Here is a 16078-nt window from a genome sequence, read left to right on the forward strand (position 1 = left end):
GCTGGTGGAGATGCAGTTACAGGGGCAGCCACAGTAATACTTGCTATGGGTGCTGGTAAAAAAGCTGCACAAGCTATAGATGAATATTTAACTAAATAAAATATAAATTTAATTATTAAATAAGGATGGACTTGCAGTAGCTCATTCTGTTTATAATGATATAAAAACCATCTTTATCATGAAATTGATTTGAAATATAATCAAATGAGTAAAGATGGTTTTTTTAACTTATATTTTTTTGACCTTGTGCGACTAAAGTATAAAATTAGGAATGTTGATTAGTTAACGTCGATTTGACTCTAAAAAATACCTATGCTAGTATAAAATGGAAAAGATTAAAAATAAATAAAATTTAGGATATAATCATTTTAAAAAATTATTCTAAATTTATTAAAAATAGGTTTAATAATATTTGATGCAATATATTATTAATTAAAAGGGAAGTTATGGGTGTAAATCCCACGCGGTCCCGCCGCTGTAATAGAGTAGTTTCTTTCGTAAATGCCACTGTGAAAATGGGAAGGTAGAAAGAAGTGTTGATGCTTAAGCCAGAAGACCTGCCTATTTTTTTGAACCAGTTATCCTACGGAGAATAGGGAGGTGTCATGATGGTGTATTTAGCATATTTATATGTATATTCCTGACTCTTTAACTAATTTGTAGTTAAAGAGTTTTTTTATTCTTTAGGAAATTATATTATTTAAGAAGTTGTGGATAACGCAGATTATATTTTTGTTTAAAGGTTAAGGCACATTAAAATAAATAACAAGTCAGTATGCTAGTCTATTTTGCGTCATACTGCATCGGTAAACTCATCCCATAGCCTGCTATGAGATGAGTTTATCTCCTTGTCTGACACAAAATATACGTCGTATCTTTGACTTGTTATTTTCTTTAATATGCCTAAGAAATAAAAACTAAAGAATAAAAAGAAAATATATTCGCCTGCCAGATTTTTCTCACATACGTTCGAAAAGGCAGATGCGTAAAAAAATCGACGGCTCAACAGTCGCCTTGACGATTTTTTTATTATGTAATAATTTATAAAAAATGCTTAATGATTAAAAAGGACAAGTAATAATAAAAAGTAAAATAAGGGGATGTAAAAACATGAAAATTAAATTATTAAAGAAGTTAACCATGGGATTAGTATGTTTAACAATGGCTACATCATTATTAGCATGTGGAAGCTCGAATAATAGCCCAGCTAATACAAAAAATAAAAATATTAGTGAAAGTAGTACAAAAGCTGATTCACATTATCCAGTTACAATAACAAACTATAATTATGCTGGAGAAGAAATAAAGGTTACATATGATAAAGCACCAGAAAGGGTTTTACCTATTTATCAAACAACAGTTGAACTTATGCTAGATTTAGGATTAGGAGATAAGATAATAGGGGCTTGTGGTATGGATAATCCAGTATTAGATACACTAAAAGATCAATATGATAAAATACCACAAATATCTGATAAAACATTCACAAAAGAACAAATATTAGATATGAATCCTGATATGATTGTTACATGGAAGAGCATATTTAGTGATAAAAAATTGGGAGATGTAACTGATTGGACTTCAAGGGGAATAAATACTTTTGTTCAAAGAAATACAGTTAAACAAATAGGAGATTATACAATTGATAATGTAATTAATGATATAAATGATTTAGGTAATATATTTAATATTCAAGATAAAACAAATTCTTATGTTAATAACATGAAAGATAGATTAAGTGTTGTAGAAGATAAAACATCTAAGATAGACAAAAAGAAAAATGTTTTAATTCTTGAACAAGAATCAGAAGGACAATATAGAGCATATGGTAAGAATGATTTAGTGGGTGATATGATAGCAAAAGCAGGAGGAGAAAATCTAGGAGTAAAATCTGGAGAAATGAGTGCAGAAGACATTGTAGCAGCTAATCCAGATGTTATAGTAGTTGTCCATTTTGAAGATGGAAAAAATATAGATGACAAGTCAATATTTGAAATATATACAGGAAATCCAGCATTTGCAAATGTAACTGCAGTTAAAAACAACGATTTTATAGTCACAGGTCTAGCTGAAACATGGGCAGGTGGAATTCGTGTTGTAGATGCAGTAGAACGTTATTTTAAAGAATTATATCCTAATATAGATAAGGATTGATTATAGATGAAGAATATAAAATCTAAATCGAAAAGTAAAGTTTTTTCATTGATAATAGGCTTAGTTATATTGTTGATTTTTACTATAATAATAGCAGTATCTCTAGGATCAGTTAAATTGGATCTTAGAGTAGTATACAATGTGATATCGCATAAAATTTTAGGATTTTCTTTAGATCCTTCAATAAAGGCTTCAGCAGTAGACATAGTTTGGCAGATTAGATTACCAAGGGTTTTACTTGGGGTAGTGACAGGAGTGGGACTTGCATTAGGTGGAGTTGTAATGCAAGCAACAGTTGAAAATCCATTAGCAGACCCATATATACTAGGGATTTCATCTGGGGGAACACTAGGTGCTACATTCATTTTATTAATTGGAAGTAGATTTATACATATTGCAAGTAGATTTACAACAGTATCTTTTTTTGCATTTTTAGGAGCTTTATTAGCTTCAATTTTAGTATTTAAGCTTTCATCAATTGGAGGAAGAATAACACCTGTTAAATTAGTTTTATCTGGTATGATTGTAAATTTAGTATGCTTAGCTTTTTCTAATCTTATGATTTATTTAACAAATGATGATAGTGCAGTTCGTTCAGCTTCAGAATGGACAATGGGAAGTTTAACAAGTGCTAAATGGAGCAACTTATTAATACCAACAGCAGTTGTATTTATAATGATAATATTCTTTTTAACTCAATGTAGAGTGATGAATACTATGCTTTTAGGTGATGAGGCAGCTATAACACTTGGCGTAGACCTTCATAAATATAGAAGAGTTTATCTTATTACAAGTGCAATATTAACAGGAATCATTGTATCAAGTTGCGGTCTTATTGGATTTATAGGGCTTGTAATACCACATATAACCAGAAGCTTAGTTGGAACAGACCACAGAATAAATTTACCTGTAGCCATGCTTATTGGAGGAATATTTTTAACTAGCACAGATATTTTAGCACGTATAGTTTTGAATAATATGGAAATGCCTATAGGAATTATAACATCTGTCATAGGAGCACCATTCTTTATATATATAATGTTAAAACGTGCTTATAGCTTTGGAGAGAGGTAGTTAATATGAAATTAAAGATAAGGGATTTAAATGTAGAATTAGATAAAAAGATAATTGTAAAAGATACTTCTCTTGAAATAAAAGAAGGAGAATTTGTTGGGATAATTGGACCTAATGGTAGTGGAAAGTCCTCTCTTCTAAAAACAGTTTACGGAGTTAATAAGCAAAAGAAAGGTATTATATATCTTAATGATAAAAACTTAGCAGATATTCCAATTAAGGAAGTAGCAAAACAAATGGGAGTGTTAGGACAATTTAATAATATTGCTTTTGATATGAAGGTGAAGCATATGGTACTTATGGGCAGAAGTCCTCATAAAAATTTATTTGATATTGATACTAAAGAGGATTATGAAATAGTGACCGACTCACTAGAGAAAGTTAATATGTTAAAATATGCAGACAGAAGTTTTGCTACATTATCAGGAGGAGAGAAGCAAAGAGTTCTTCTAGCTAGAGCCTTAGCTCAAAAAGTAGATTTGCTTATATTAGATGAGCCAACAAATCATTTAGATATAAAGTATCAAATACAAATATTAAGTGTGGTTAAATCACTTGGCATTACAGTTGTTGTAGCACTCCATGATTTAAATTTAGCAGTTGCATATTGTGATAGGTTATATGTAATGGATGATGGAAAAATTGTTGGGCATGGAAAGCCAGAGGAAGTTTTAACGCAAACTCTTATAAAAAAGGTGTATGAGGTAGATTGTACTATACATAAAGAGTTATATCCTATGTATATAACGTTTAAGACAAATTAAAGAATAATTTTATTGAATAAATTATTTTTGAAATTTAATAAATAGTAATGTAAATACTATTCATATAGCACTTTGTATAGAGATTGAATGTGCCTAAAGTAGTTCATGGAACACATTAGCATGTTATTAATAGTATAGATAAGTTATAATATAAATAAATCTAATTAGAAAACAAAGGTATAATATCAAGATTTAAACTGTATTAATAGATTGATGGTCACAATATGACGAATATTGTTGAGTATTGATAGATTTTAAAATATAATAGTAATATAACTAAAGGGGGTAGGTGGAAATATGAAAAATATAAATATTGTAATAGTTGATGATTCACCTTTTCAAATTTCTTTATTAAGTGATTTGTTAACAGAAAATGGATTTAATGTTGTTGGAGATGCTAGTTCGTTAGAAGAAACAATCGATGTAGTTACTAGATTAAAACCAGACTTAGTAACTATGGATATGACTATTCCAGGAACAGATGGCTTTGAATGTACAAGAGAAATACATAAAATAGATCCTAATATTAAAGTGATAATTGTTAGTTCTATGATGGATGATGAAATTGTAAAAAAAGCTAAAAAAACTCAGGTATCTGGATATGTTCAGAAGCCAGTTGATGCGGAAGAATTAACTTTATCAATAAATAGAGTTATGGCGGATGAAGAATTATATTTAGAACTAGAAGGAATATATTCTGGAATATTTAAGGAAGCGTTATTAGATGTTTTTAATAAAACTACAAAGACAATTCCAATGATTAGTGATGAAAGTAATATTAATGTAGAAAAATCTAGTAAAGGTATTTCTATTGTTATGGGTATTATAGGTAAATATTCAGGAAGAATAATTTTTGATATGTCATTTGAAGCTGCCGAGAGTATTTCAAAAGTATTACTTAAAAGAGAGCCTAAAAATAATGATGAAATTTTAAATGTAATGTCTGAAATATCAAATATGGCTGCAGGAAATGCATGTTCAATGATAAATAAGAAAAATAAACTATTTGGATTAAGAGTTGCTCCTCCAACTATATTTCATGGAGAATCAATTAGTATATCAAAAGCAGAATTAGAAGCAAATTTCTCTGCAAATGTAAAAACTCAATTTGGAGATTTGTCAATAAATATAGGTTTTAGAAGAGGTGATGGGGAATGGATGTCAATCATATAAACCCTATTTTGGATTCTTTTACAAATGTTATGCCTCAACTAGGTTTAACAGATGTTCAAAAAAAAGGAATCAGTTTGAAAGGGAGATTTATAAAAAGCCCAGGAGTTATGATTATCCTTGGTATTATTGGAGATATTAAAGGAAATATTATTTATGGAATAAGTATGGATGATGCTAAGCAAATTGCATCAACAATGATGATGGGAATGCCAGTAAATAATTTTGATGAATTAGCTCAAAGTGCTATTTCAGAGCTTACCAATATGTTAACAGCAAATGCATCAATTAATTTTTCAAAGGAAAATATTAATATAAATATATCTACACCAACTCTTATTCATGGAGAATTTACAGCAAATGCTAGTTCTGATAAGGTTGTTTGTATAGAAATGCTTATTAATGGAATGACTGTTGAAGTCAATGTTTCTATGGAAAAAAATACAATTTAACAAATTAGTAATATGTCTAATATTAAAAGTACAAAAAGAAGCATTAAATTAACCAAGGGAATTTTCCCTTGGTTAAATTTTTAGATTAATATTAGTCATATTAAAAAAAACAACAAATAAATCAGCTATTCTATTTTGTCTTGTTATTTTCTTTCATGTGCATTATTAAAATTAATCTAATCTTTATTTTTATTGCATATAAATTCTTGAACATTATCTAAAGCTTCACCAAATCTTTGATAATGAACTACTTCTCTTTCTCTTAAAAATTTTAGTATATCTTTAATATCATGATCATCTGTTAAGTGTATTAAATGTTCATAAGTTGCTCTAGCTTTTTGTTCAGCAGCCATATCTTCATGTAAATCAGCAATTACATCACCTTTAGCTTGTATATAAGTTGCTGTCCATGGGTTACCAGAAGCATCTGTATAAAATAATGCTTTTCCATGGTCAACATAGTGTTCAGCAAGACCAGCATCTTTAAGATCATCTAAACTTGCATTGTCCATAAGTTGATACATCATAGTTGCAAGCATTTCAACATGAGCCATTTCTTCTGTACCTATATCAGTGAGTAATGCTTTAGATTTTCCTGTGGGCATTGTATAACGTTGATTTAGATATCTAAGTGCAGCACCTAATTCACCATCAGGTCCACCATATTGAGAGACAAGATATTTTGCCATATTAAGGTCTTTAGATTTTAAATTTATTGGATATTCGAGTGTTTTTACATAATACCACATAAGCTACTATTCCTCCTTTTCATAATTTTCCCAAGGCCATGCTTGTTCTGTCCAAGCTCTTGGATCTTCTATGAAAGAAGAACCAAAACTTGTAAGCGGACCGTAATTTTCTTCGTACTCATTAATTAAACAAGTTAATTTACCGGATACGGTCTTATAATCGTCCTTAGCATTTTCATTATCAGGAAAATTATCAAGGAATAGGTTAAGTTCTACAGCACAAAATTGATAAATTCTTATACTATCTAATAAATCATCTGAATACATAATATACCACCTCTAACATTTATTTTTCTTATTTTGATGATAAGGTTGATAAAGATCTTTAAATAGTGTTCCTTTATCGAAGCCTTCCTTACAAGAAAATAAGTTTTCGTATATTTGAGGTAATATATATGCGCGCGCATATTCTTTCGGTTTACATAAATAGTCATCGTGTCTGTACATAAAATTGTCATCCCTTCATTTGATTGGTTAATAAGTATATTATGCAAGTAATATATTTAATGTGATAATTTGTATAAAAATAAGTTAAAATGTGATGTGAAGAAACTCTAAGCTTATTTTTCAGTGATTCTTCCATAAATGTTATTTCTATTTCTTTTTTGAATATACATCATACAATTAAATGATTTATAAGGTGAGACAAACCCTTAATTTTTTAAATTAGACATATTAAAGAAAATAACAAGTCAAATATACTAGCGTACTGACTTGTTATTTATTTTAATATGCCTTACTTAATATTATATTAATATTAAGTAAATAAATATAAATATGTTTTTTGAAATAGGAGATAAGATAGGCTTATTAGATAAAAAGATTTATCCTTTGATAGATGAAACCGTAGAGAAGATGAAAAAGAAGTGATAATCCTCCATTAATAGGAGGGAATATTACTTCTTTTTCTTGTGAAAATATTTACCAAAAAATTTATAAATTAATGCAATAACTACTGAATATACCAAGATAAGAGCAACAGTAAGTAACATTGATTTCATATGTTCCATAATGAAAAACACCTCTTTCTTAAAATATTATGTACATAGAATATTTTACCATAATATCTTAAGTAATACTATGTAATTGTTTGCAATTAATAAAGTTCTGTAAGGAGTTTTAGATAAAGGAGCAAGCGAAATAAAAAATATAACTTTGAGGTATTATTAAATCAGGAAAATTAAAGGAATATATTTAATAAATGTTAAAAATAAAACGATGACATTGATAAAAAGATAATATTTTTCAAACATTACTGAAAATCATTTTCAAATCAAGACAAAAGTGATATCATAGTAATTGTGATAATGATTATCAGTAATGAGAGTAAGTTCTTTAGAGATTGAGATGAAGGAAGTATTTCTCATAAGCAAACTATGCCTAAACTTAAGAAGAACTTTATATAAGGCACATCTTTGGTCTATTATTTTCTTTCATGTGCCTAAGATATTAGAATTATTATTAGTTGACTTATAACTAGGGTCTAAAATATCGTTTTGGATACTTATTAGAGTTAAAGGGGGAAAAGATATGCCGTTAATATTAGCAAATAGGGGACAAAATATGTTTATTAAAAGAATTAGTGGGAATGATCAAACAAGAAGGTTTTTATCCAGCTTAGGTTTTATTGTAGGTGAGACAATTACAATTATTTCTGAAATTGGAGGTAATATGATAATAAATGTAAAGGATACTAGAGTTGCACTAGATAAATCTATGGCAAGTCGAATCATAGTATAGGAGGAAACTAAAAAAATGGATACATTAAAAGATACAAAATGTGGAGAAACTGTTAATGTTAAGAAAATTGACGGTGAAGGTGCAGTAAGAAGACGTATCATGGATATGGGTATTACAAGAGGATGTGAAGTTTTTGTACGTAAAGTTGCGCCACTTGGAGATCCGATTGAGGTAACGATTAGAGGATATGAATTATCACTTCGTAAAGCAGATGCAAAAATGATTATTGTAGAATAATTTTTAATAAGCACTTGTTGGCAGACTAATGTTTGCCTTAATTTTTCAGAATGAAGTTAGCGTAAGCTAACAACAAGGAGGAATATAAATGTCAATAAAAATAGGACTTGCAGGTAACCCTAATTGTGGAAAGACAACTATGTTTAATGAACTTACAGGTTCATCACAATATGTTGGTAACTGGCCAGGTGTAACAGTTGAAAAAAAAGGTGGTAAATTAAAGGGAAATAAGGATGTTGAAATTGTTGATTTGCCTGGTATTTATTCTTTATCACCATATACTCTTGAAGAAGTTGTAACACGTGATTTCATGCTTAATGATAAACCCGATGCAGTAATTAATATAGTTGATGCATCTAATATTGAGAGAAATTTATATTTAACAACTCAAATTTTAGAGCTTGGTATTCCAACAGTTGTAGCATTAAATATGATGGATATTGTTAATAAAAATGGTGATAAGATTGATGTTGCCAAGCTATCAAAGTTACTTGGTTGTCCGGTAGTTGAAACTTCAGCGATTAAAGGTAATGGTATTAAGGAAGCTGCTGAAAAAGCAATTCAAGTTGCTAAGATAAAGAAAAAGGTAGATTTTAAGTTATCTGTTTCTGATGAATGTAAAAAAGTTATTGAAGGTATTGAAGAAATTATTACAAAGAGTATTCCACATGATGGTATGGAAACTAGATGGCTTGCAATTAAGCTTTTTGAACGTGACGAAAATGTTATTAATAAACTTAAAATTTCATCAGCTACTTTAGCTAAAATTAAAGTACTTACTGAAAAATGTGAATCAGAACTTGATGATGATAGTGAAAGTATTATTACTAGTGACCGTTATACATTTATTAGTGATATTATATCAAGTACTGTTAAGAAGGTTAAAGGTAGCGGTAAGGGACATGAAACAACATCAGATAAAATTGATAAAATAGTTACAAATCGTTTCTTAGCACTTCCAATTTTTGCAGCTATCATGTATGGTGTGTATTACATAGCAATAAGTACAATTGGAACTATGATGACTGATTGGGTGAATGATACATTATTTGCAGAAATTATTCAAGGTAATGTTTCAGATTGGTTAGCAAATGCAGATGTTGCTAATTGGCTACAAGGATTAATAGTAGATGGAATAATTGCTGGTGTTGGTTCAGTACTTGGATTCGTACCACAAATTATGGTTTTATTCTTATTATTATCAGTTCTCGAAGATTGTGGATATATGGCCCGTGTAGCGTTTATTATGGATAGAGTTTTCCGTAAGTTTGGGCTTTCAGGTAAGTCATTTATACCTATGTTAATTAGTTCAGGTTGTGGTGTTCCAGGTATCATGGCAACTCGTACTATGGAAAATGACAGAGATAGAAAGATGACAATTATGTTAACTACATTTATTCCATGTAGTGCTAAATTACCGATTATAGCATTAATCGCAGGGGCACTTTTTGGTGGAGCATCTTGGGTAGCACCATCAGCTTACTTTTTAGGAATAATAATGATTATAATTTGCGGTATTATATTAAAGAAAACTAAATTATTTTCTGGAGATCCTTCACCATTTGTTATGGAACTTCCACAATATCATATTCCAAGCTTTAAAGGTGTTATGATTCATATGTGGGATAGGGGAAAAGCATTTATAATAAAAGCAGGTACAATTATTTTTGTTGCTTGTGGTGTAATATGGTTCTTACAATCATTTAATTGGTCACTAGAAATGGTAGATGCTGGAGACAGTATATTAGCTAGTATTGGTAATGTAATAGCACCTATATTTATACCTCTAGGATTTGGTAATTGGCAATCAGCTGTTGCAACAGTTACTGGTCTTGTTGCAAAGGAAAATGTTGTTGCAACATTTGGTATCTTATTTGGAATTGCGGATGCAACAGAGGAAGATCCAGCACTTATTCAAAATGTTGCAGCTATGTTTACTGTAGTTAGTGCATTTTCATTCATAGCATTTAATATGCTTTGTGCTCCTTGCTTTGCAGCAATAGGAGCAATTAAAAGAGAAATGGGTTCATGGAAATGGACTTGGATTACACTTGGCTTCCAAACATGTACTGCTTATATGGTTGCTCTCCTTATTAATCAAATTGGAAATGCAATCTTATATGGTGGAAGTGTTGTAAGCGCAGTAATGTCTGTTGTAATAGTAGTTGGAATAGTATCATTAGTTTTAATGTTTTCTAAGAGTTCGGTGCAAAACAAAGTTGATATAGAATTAAGCTGCACAAAATAAAATAAAGTACATCTTTAGCTCATTATTTTATTTCATGTGCCTAAGGCATATTCAAAAAAATAAGCAGGTAGCCTGGACAAGCTATCTGCTTAAATTTAAAAATAAGGGAGTGGTATTTATGTTAGCAACAATTGTAATAGGAGTTATTATATTAGGTCTAATGGCTTTAGTAGTAGTAAAGCAAGTTAAAAAAGCTAAAAATGGTGAAAGTGGTTGTGGTTGTGGTTGTTCGGGATGTTCTTCAGCTAATACTTGTCATGGAATTAACATTAAAAAACGATAGGTTTTTAAAATATAATATTAACTATACAGAAAAAAGTTGACTTAAATACTAGTAAAATAGTTTTAGTCAGCTTTTTTTAAAAGATTAATTTATAAAGTAAAACATAGACAGTTTTTTTCTTTTGTATTCCTTAAATAAAAGGTTAAGTTCAATTTCTTAGCCCACTTCACAATATATAACAATATTAACACGGTTTTAAAACAGCACCAAATAAAAAAATCCTATTACTTGTTTATTAAACAAATAATAGGATTTTTTTTGCATTAAACGCCTACTTTTTCTAAATTATGTCTTCTATTATCTAATGGATTAAGATTAATATGATGAATAGTTTCACCCTCAGCAGGATTCATTATTACTCTATCTAAATGAATTCTACCATTAGGAGTATTTGCAACAACACATAGGTTATCGAAATTTTTATAAAGCACCCAACTATATGTATCAGTAACTACTTTTTTCAAATCTTCTTTAGATATTAATGCTTTATTTTGAGCTTTTCCATATTTATCTCTTAAAATTACAGCAACTGTATTTTCATCAATTATCTTATAATCATTTTTAGTATTTCTTTCAACTATTTCTAAGTTACACTTTCTGTTATCTAAAGTGTCTCCATTAATGTGTCTAATTGGAGTCTTAGGATTAGTATTTAAAACTACAGATTGTAAACTTTGTTTTAATGGTTTAGACTTTTTGTTTACTTCAGTTGAACTTATGTTTTGAACTATATAGTTGTTAAAATCTTTATTCCATTCAGCAAACCAAGTACCTGTAGATTTAATCCTATCAAGATCAAAAAGATCTATTTTAGCTATAAGTTCTTCACCAGTTTTTTTTAAAATAGTAATTAAAGCAATATCCTCTTTAATTTCATATTTATTTTCTATATTTTTATAATTTATTTTTATAATGAACACCTCTTTCAATCTTATATAACACTAATAAGTATAACAGAGTAGAAGTAATTTTAAAACTTTATTTGTAATACTAACCTTTTACATTACTATGGTTAATAGATTTAAGCATATATTAAAGAAAGAAAAGCGAAATCTCTAATGAAATTTAATTTTGGTGCTGTTTTAAAACAATAACAACACTCTTTTAAAATATGGCCTTAATTTAAAAAAAATAATCCTTTAATATATAAAAGGTAATGATTTTTTAGGTGTATTTTTAGTGCTTATGTATATTTTATAATTTGAGGATAGATAAAATAGTAAAATAAGGTATTTCAACATCAAATCTAATGTTGAAATACCTTATTTACTTGTTGTTTTATATGCTTAAATCAAAAATTGTGAGAACATTTTATTTTTACCCAATATTATATTTATTATGTATACATAATAAATATAATATGTGATTATTTAAATATTTTAAAAAATAACTAGTTAGGATATATCGCATATTGGAATATTATTTTTTAAGATACTTTACAGGAAAAGCTTTTGCAGTTAGTTTCTGTATACATATTTGGATTAGCACCATTAACATTTATGGAACTAAGGTTACAAAGCTTATTGCAATTGTGAGTACAAGTCTCAACATTGCAAACAAGACAATCGCATTCACCAGGATTATTAGTATTATTAGTTAAATCACCATAATTCTTTTCATCTAAGAAAGAACCACAACAAGTATCACAATCTTTTTGAGCAGATTTTCCACCGATATCAACACGATTAGCATAACAAGTACCAGAATTGTTATGTGAACAATTATTTACGTTACAATTAATTTTTTGCATTAATTACACTCCGTTTCATATAAAATTTAAAATAACAATTATATATTGTACATTTTAATATTCTTTAATTAAAATATTTTTGTATTATCTATGTAGACAAAGATCAGAATATTAAAGTAAATGCTTATTTTATGAGAGTATACTTTTAGCTAAAATATCTATCTAATAAGCCCTTAAAGGCTCTTCCATGTCTAGCTTCATCTTTACACATTTCATGAACAGTATCATGAATAGCATCTAAATTATCTTTTTTAGCTAAAGTAGCTAATTTCTTTTTACCATCGCAAGCTCCAAATTCTGCGTCTACTCTTGCTTTAAGGTTAGCTTTTGTATCAGGAACAACTACTTCACCTAATATTTCAGCAAATTTAGATGCATGCTCAGCTTCTTCATAGGCAATTCTTTTATAAGCCTCAGCTACTTCAGGATAACCCTCTCTGTCTGCTTGACGAGACATAGCTAAATACATACCAACTTCAGTACATTCACCTGTAAAGTTAGCTCTTAAAGCTTCTATAACTTCAGGGGACACATTACTTGATATTCCAATTCTATGTTCATCAGCCCAATTCATATCATCCTTCATTTCTATGAATTTATCAGCGCCTACTTTGCATACAGGACAAATTTCAGGTGGAGTATCACCCTCATGAATATAACCACATACTGTGCAAACAAATTTTTTCATTATATATGTTCCTCCTAAATTTTAGTTATCTAATAATTTTATATAACTTCCTTGAATATTTAGTTTAAATAAATGTATTTCAAATAATTAAATTTAATATGAATTTAATTATTTGAAATGCATTAATATACAATTACCACACAATAAAAGTATTCCCAAGTTAAAGAAATTTATGATTTTATTATTAGAACTTATTTAGCTAATAGATAAGCTATGAGCTAACATTATCTCCTTGCTCTTACATAAAGTGAAACTTTTCAGGTGGAGGTTTCTACTCTAGATAAATTTAGTTGAACTTATACCCTCAAGGAGTACCTCGTCTTAAGACAAAATATAGGTTGCATATTTAACTTGTTGTTTTCTTTAATATTTATTTTATCGTTGAAGATAAAAAGTGGTGGTGATATAATTATATTTACAGGTGTATATACACACAAAACATAATTAGAAAGTGGTGTAAATATGGGGGAAAACTTAATAGAAAAAATATTGAAATTAAAAAAAGAAAAAAACATAATTATTCTTGCCCATTATTATCAACCAGCAGAGATACAAGATTTAGCTGATTTTGTGGGAGATTCTTATTATTTGAGTGAAATAGCAAGAGAGTGCAAAGAAGAGATTATAGTATTTTGTGGAGTTAAATTTATGGGAGAAAGTGCAAAGGTGTTGTCTCCCAATAAAACAGTTTTAATGCCTTGTGAAGATGCTGGATGTACTATGGCTGATATGGCAAGTAGTAAGGCGGTCGTAGAATTAAAAGAAAAATATCCAAATGCATATGTAGTTTGTTATATAAATTCTACTTATGATGTAAAGGCTCATTGTGATGTTACAGTAACATCGTCAAGTGCATTAAAAATATTAAAGAATGTACCTAATGAGCAAATAATATTTTTACCAGATAGAAATTTAGGAGGATATATATCAGAATTTTTTCCTGGAAAAGAATTTATATTATGGGATGGATTTTGTAGATGCCATAATAAAATAAGTAGAGAAGATATATTAAAAGCAAAAGAGGAATATAAAGATGCTAAAGTTTTAGTTCATCCAGAATGTCCAAAAGAAATTAGATATATGGCAGATTATATAGGAAGTACTAGTGGAATAATAGATTATGCAACTAATGATAGTTGTAATGAGTTTATTATAGGAACCGAAGAAGGGATTTTGCATGAGCTTAAAAATAAAAATCCTAATAAGAAATTTATTATTCCTGGAGACAGAATATGTTGTCAAGATATGAAAAAGACAACCCTTGGAAATTTATATGATACCTTATTAAATATGAAGAATGAAATAATTTTAAATGAAGATATTAGAAAAAAAGCTCTAAGATCTTTAGAAAATATGCATAAGTTAGGAAAATAAACATGAATAAGTTTGTAGATGTATTAATAGTAGGTTCAGGGGTATCAGGGCTTTATTGTGCATTAAATTTAAGAAAAGATTTAAACATTTTAGTTGTATCAAAATCAAAAGTAAGTTGTACTAATACTTATTTAGCACAAGGTGGAATATCAGTTGCTAGAGATAAAAATGATGTTGATTTATTTACAGAGGATACTTTAAGAGCAGGACAATATAAAAATGATTTAGAAGCTGTTAAAGTGTTAGTTTCTGAGTCTATGTATAATATCAAAAGATTAATGTCAATTGGAGTAGAATTTGATAGAGACGACCAAGGAGAGTTAGATTTTACTAAAGAGGGAGCTCATTCTATAAATAGAATAGTGCATACTAAGGATAATACAGGGGAAAGCACTGCAAAAGCACTTATTAGTAAAGCAAAACAAAGTGAAAATATAACAATCTATGAAGATACATATTTGATAGATATTATAGAAGATAAAGAAATGTGTATTGGAGCTATATTAATAAAAGAGAATGAGCAAATAAATATATATGCAAAATCTGTAGTTTTTGCTAGTGGTGGAATTGGAGGATTATTTAATAATTCAACAAATCAAAGAATATTAAAAGGTGATGGAATTGGAATCGCAGTAAAGCACAATATAGATTTAAAAGATATAAATTATATTCAAATTCACCCAACTGCATTTTATGAAGAAGAAAAAAATGAAAGAAGATTTTTAATATCTGAATCATTAAGAGGGGAAGGTGGAAAGCTTACAAATATAAATGGAGAAAGATTTATAAATGAGCTTTTACCAAGGGATGTAGTTTCAGAAGCTGTGTATAAAGAGATAAAAGAAACAGAAGTATCTTATGTAAATTTAGACATAAGATTTTTAGGAAAAGACTATATAATTAACAGATTTTCGTCTATATATAATGAATGTTTAAAAAGAGGAACGGATATTACTAAAGAATATATTAAAGTTTCGCCAGCACAACACTTTTTTATGGGAGGAATAAAGGTAGACTTAAATTCAAAAACATCTATGGAAAATTTATATGCAGTGGGTGAAACAAGCTGTACAGGAATACATGGTGCAAATAGGTTAGCAAGCAATTCTTTACTTGAAGGACTTGTGTTTTCAAGAAGAGCAGCTAACATGATAAATGACAGTATAGATAAGATAAATAATCCAGTAGTTGCTGTAAATAATTTAAATAAATCTTTAAAGGAATTAACTGATGAAAATAAAAAATTAGCTATAAAAACTATAAGGCATTGTAAAATAAATAACTAGTCAAAGATTCGTGGGATTTTTCAAACTAGACAAGCAAGATAATGCAGTTAATACTGCTGTTATTAGGTGCATTTTTTGACGCAGTATAGGTACAAAAAAGACAAGAAGA

The 16078-nt window shown here is 28.7% G+C and carries 17 protein-coding genes and 1 riboswitch; of the genes, 11 read left to right on the forward strand and 6 right to left on the reverse strand.

Going from position 1 to position 16078, the window contains the following annotated elements; all coding sequences use genetic code 11:
- Positions 1–381: 381 nt before the first annotated feature.
- A riboswitch (cobalamin riboswitch) is annotated at positions 382–579 on the forward strand.
- 531 nt (positions 580–1110) lie between these two features.
- The 5 genes from BM027_RS12780 (at position 1111) to BM027_RS12800 (ending at position 5614) form a co-directional block, all read left to right on the forward strand.
- Positions 1111–2154 (forward strand): ABC transporter substrate-binding protein, encoded by a 1044-nt coding sequence (locus BM027_RS12780; RefSeq protein ID WP_090092467.1) that lies wholly within the window; start codon positions 1111–1113, stop codon positions 2152–2154.
- 6 nt (positions 2155–2160) lie between these two features.
- On the forward strand, positions 2161–3228 hold the full coding sequence (locus tag BM027_RS12785; RefSeq protein WP_090092470.1) for a FecCD family ABC transporter permease: 1068 nt from the start codon (positions 2161–2163) through the stop codon (positions 3226–3228).
- Between the two features lie 5 nt (positions 3229–3233).
- Positions 3234–3992, forward strand: a complete 759-nt coding sequence (locus tag BM027_RS12790; protein WP_090092473.1) for an ABC transporter ATP-binding protein — start codon at positions 3234–3236, stop codon at positions 3990–3992.
- A gap of 297 nt (positions 3993–4289) precedes the next feature.
- Positions 4290–5165: a response regulator gene (locus tag BM027_RS12795; RefSeq protein WP_090092476.1), complete on the forward strand. Its 876-nt coding sequence runs from the start codon at positions 4290–4292 to the stop codon at positions 5163–5165.
- On the forward strand, positions 5147–5614 hold the full coding sequence (locus BM027_RS12800; protein ID WP_090092479.1) for a chemotaxis protein CheX: 468 nt from the start codon (positions 5147–5149) through the stop codon (positions 5612–5614). Before BM027_RS12795 ends, BM027_RS12800 begins: the two co-directional genes overlap by 19 nt.
- Positions 5615–5790: 176 nt before the next feature.
- Here the strand turns inward: BM027_RS12800 and BM027_RS12805 are convergent, their stop codons facing one another.
- The 3 genes from BM027_RS12805 to BM027_RS12815 are packed head-to-tail and all read right to left on the reverse strand — an operon-like array spanning position 5791 to position 6810.
- A complete protein-coding gene (locus BM027_RS12805; protein WP_090092482.1) occupies positions 5791–6363 on the reverse strand; it encodes a manganese catalase family protein in 573 nt (190 codons plus the stop codon).
- Between the two features lie 6 nt (positions 6364–6369).
- Entirely contained in the window at positions 6370–6630 is a 261-nt protein-coding gene (locus BM027_RS12810; protein WP_090092484.1) for a spore coat protein CotJB, read from the reverse strand.
- 12 nt (positions 6631–6642) lie between these two features.
- A complete protein-coding gene (locus BM027_RS12815; RefSeq protein WP_090092488.1) occupies positions 6643–6810 on the reverse strand; it encodes a spore coat associated protein CotJA in 168 nt (55 codons plus the stop codon).
- A gap of 1083 nt (positions 6811–7893) precedes the next feature.
- Here BM027_RS12815 and BM027_RS12820 point away from each other — a divergent pair.
- The 4 genes from BM027_RS12820 to BM027_RS12835 all read left to right on the forward strand — a co-directional run bounded on the left by BM027_RS12820 (position 7894) and on the right by BM027_RS12835 (position 10871).
- Positions 7894–8103: a FeoA family protein gene (locus BM027_RS12820; protein WP_090092490.1), complete on the forward strand. Its 210-nt coding sequence runs from the start codon at positions 7894–7896 to the stop codon at positions 8101–8103.
- Positions 8104–8118: 15 nt separating this feature from the next.
- Entirely contained in the window at positions 8119–8340 is a 222-nt protein-coding gene (locus BM027_RS12825) for a FeoA family protein (protein WP_090092494.1), read from the forward strand.
- 88 nt (positions 8341–8428) lie between these two features.
- Complete coding sequence (gene feoB, locus BM027_RS12830; RefSeq protein ID WP_090092497.1) at positions 8429–10588, forward strand: ferrous iron transport protein B; 2160 nt, start codon at positions 8429–8431, stop codon at positions 10586–10588.
- 118 nt (positions 10589–10706) lie between these two features.
- Positions 10707–10871 carry a FeoB-associated Cys-rich membrane protein gene (locus tag BM027_RS12835; protein WP_090092500.1) on the forward strand — a complete coding sequence of 55 codons (165 nt, stop codon included), beginning with the start codon at positions 10707–10709 and terminating at the stop codon, positions 10869–10871.
- 263 nt (positions 10872–11134) lie between these two features.
- Here BM027_RS12835 and BM027_RS12840 read toward each other — a convergent pair whose 3' ends face one another.
- The 3 genes from BM027_RS12840 to BM027_RS12850 all read right to left on the reverse strand — a co-directional run bounded on the left by BM027_RS12840 (position 11135) and on the right by BM027_RS12850 (position 13309).
- On the reverse strand, positions 11135–11761 hold the full coding sequence (locus BM027_RS12840; RefSeq protein WP_090092629.1) for a hypothetical protein: 627 nt from the start codon (positions 11759–11761) through the stop codon (positions 11135–11137).
- Between the two features lie 536 nt (positions 11762–12297).
- Positions 12298–12621 (reverse strand): DUF1540 domain-containing protein, encoded by a 324-nt coding sequence (locus BM027_RS12845; protein WP_090092503.1) that lies wholly within the window; start codon positions 12619–12621, stop codon positions 12298–12300.
- 145 nt (positions 12622–12766) lie between these two features.
- Positions 12767–13309, reverse strand: coding sequence for an NADH peroxidase (locus BM027_RS12850; protein ID WP_090092505.1), 543 nt, complete (start codon positions 13307–13309; stop codon positions 12767–12769).
- Between the two features lie 462 nt (positions 13310–13771).
- On the opposite strand from BM027_RS12850, the gene nadA reads away from it, so the two are divergent.
- Together nadA and BM027_RS12860 are read left to right on the forward strand one after the other, a co-directional pair.
- On the forward strand, positions 13772–14683 hold the full coding sequence (gene nadA, locus BM027_RS12855) for a quinolinate synthase NadA (protein WP_090092507.1): 912 nt from the start codon (positions 13772–13774) through the stop codon (positions 14681–14683).
- A 2-nt stretch (positions 14684–14685) separates the two neighbouring features.
- Entirely contained in the window at positions 14686–15969 is a 1284-nt protein-coding gene (locus BM027_RS12860) for an L-aspartate oxidase (protein WP_090092511.1), read from the forward strand.
- Positions 15970–16078: the final 109 nt, after the last annotated feature.

It is taken from the genome of Clostridium uliginosum, from assembly GCF_900112485.1.
In the GTDB taxonomy this organism is placed as follows: domain Bacteria; phylum Bacillota; class Clostridia; order Clostridiales; family Clostridiaceae; genus Clostridium; species Clostridium uliginosum.

Excerpts from the sequence above, each read along its gene's own strand:
- BM027_RS12780 (WP_090092467.1), top strand. The coding sequence starts at position 1,111 with ATGAAAATTAAATTATTAAAGAAGTTAACCATGGGATTAGTATGTTTA.
- BM027_RS12785 (WP_090092470.1), top strand. The coding sequence starts at position 2,161 with ATGAAGAATATAAAATCTAAATCGAAAAGTAAAGTTTTTTCATTGATA.
- BM027_RS12790 (WP_090092473.1), top strand. The coding sequence starts at position 3,234 with ATGAAATTAAAGATAAGGGATTTAAATGTAGAATTAGATAAAAAGATA.
- BM027_RS12795 (WP_090092476.1), top strand. The coding sequence starts at position 4,290 with ATGAAAAATATAAATATTGTAATAGTTGATGATTCACCTTTTCAAATT.
- BM027_RS12800 (WP_090092479.1), top strand. The coding sequence starts at position 5,147 with ATGGATGTCAATCATATAAACCCTATTTTGGATTCTTTTACAAATGTT.
- BM027_RS12805 (WP_090092482.1), bottom strand. The coding sequence starts at position 6,363 with ATGTGGTATTATGTAAAAACACTCGAATATCCAATAAATTTAAAATCT.
- BM027_RS12810 (WP_090092484.1), bottom strand. The coding sequence starts at position 6,630 with ATGTATTCAGATGATTTATTAGATAGTATAAGAATTTATCAATTTTGT.
- BM027_RS12815 (WP_090092488.1), bottom strand. The coding sequence starts at position 6,810 with ATGTACAGACACGATGACTATTTATGTAAACCGAAAGAATATGCGCGC.
- BM027_RS12820 (WP_090092490.1), top strand. The coding sequence starts at position 7,894 with ATGCCGTTAATATTAGCAAATAGGGGACAAAATATGTTTATTAAAAGA.
- BM027_RS12825 (WP_090092494.1), top strand. The coding sequence starts at position 8,119 with ATGGATACATTAAAAGATACAAAATGTGGAGAAACTGTTAATGTTAAG.
- feoB (WP_090092497.1), top strand. The coding sequence starts at position 8,429 with ATGTCAATAAAAATAGGACTTGCAGGTAACCCTAATTGTGGAAAGACA.
- BM027_RS12835 (WP_090092500.1), top strand. The coding sequence starts at position 10,707 with ATGTTAGCAACAATTGTAATAGGAGTTATTATATTAGGTCTAATGGCT.
- BM027_RS12845 (WP_090092503.1), bottom strand. The coding sequence starts at position 12,621 with ATGCAAAAAATTAATTGTAACGTAAATAATTGTTCACATAACAATTCT.
- BM027_RS12850 (WP_090092505.1), bottom strand. The coding sequence starts at position 13,309 with ATGAAAAAATTTGTTTGCACAGTATGTGGTTATATTCATGAGGGTGAT.
- nadA (WP_090092507.1), top strand. The coding sequence starts at position 13,772 with ATGGGGGAAAACTTAATAGAAAAAATATTGAAATTAAAAAAAGAAAAA.
- BM027_RS12860 (WP_090092511.1), top strand. The coding sequence starts at position 14,686 with ATGAATAAGTTTGTAGATGTATTAATAGTAGGTTCAGGGGTATCAGGG.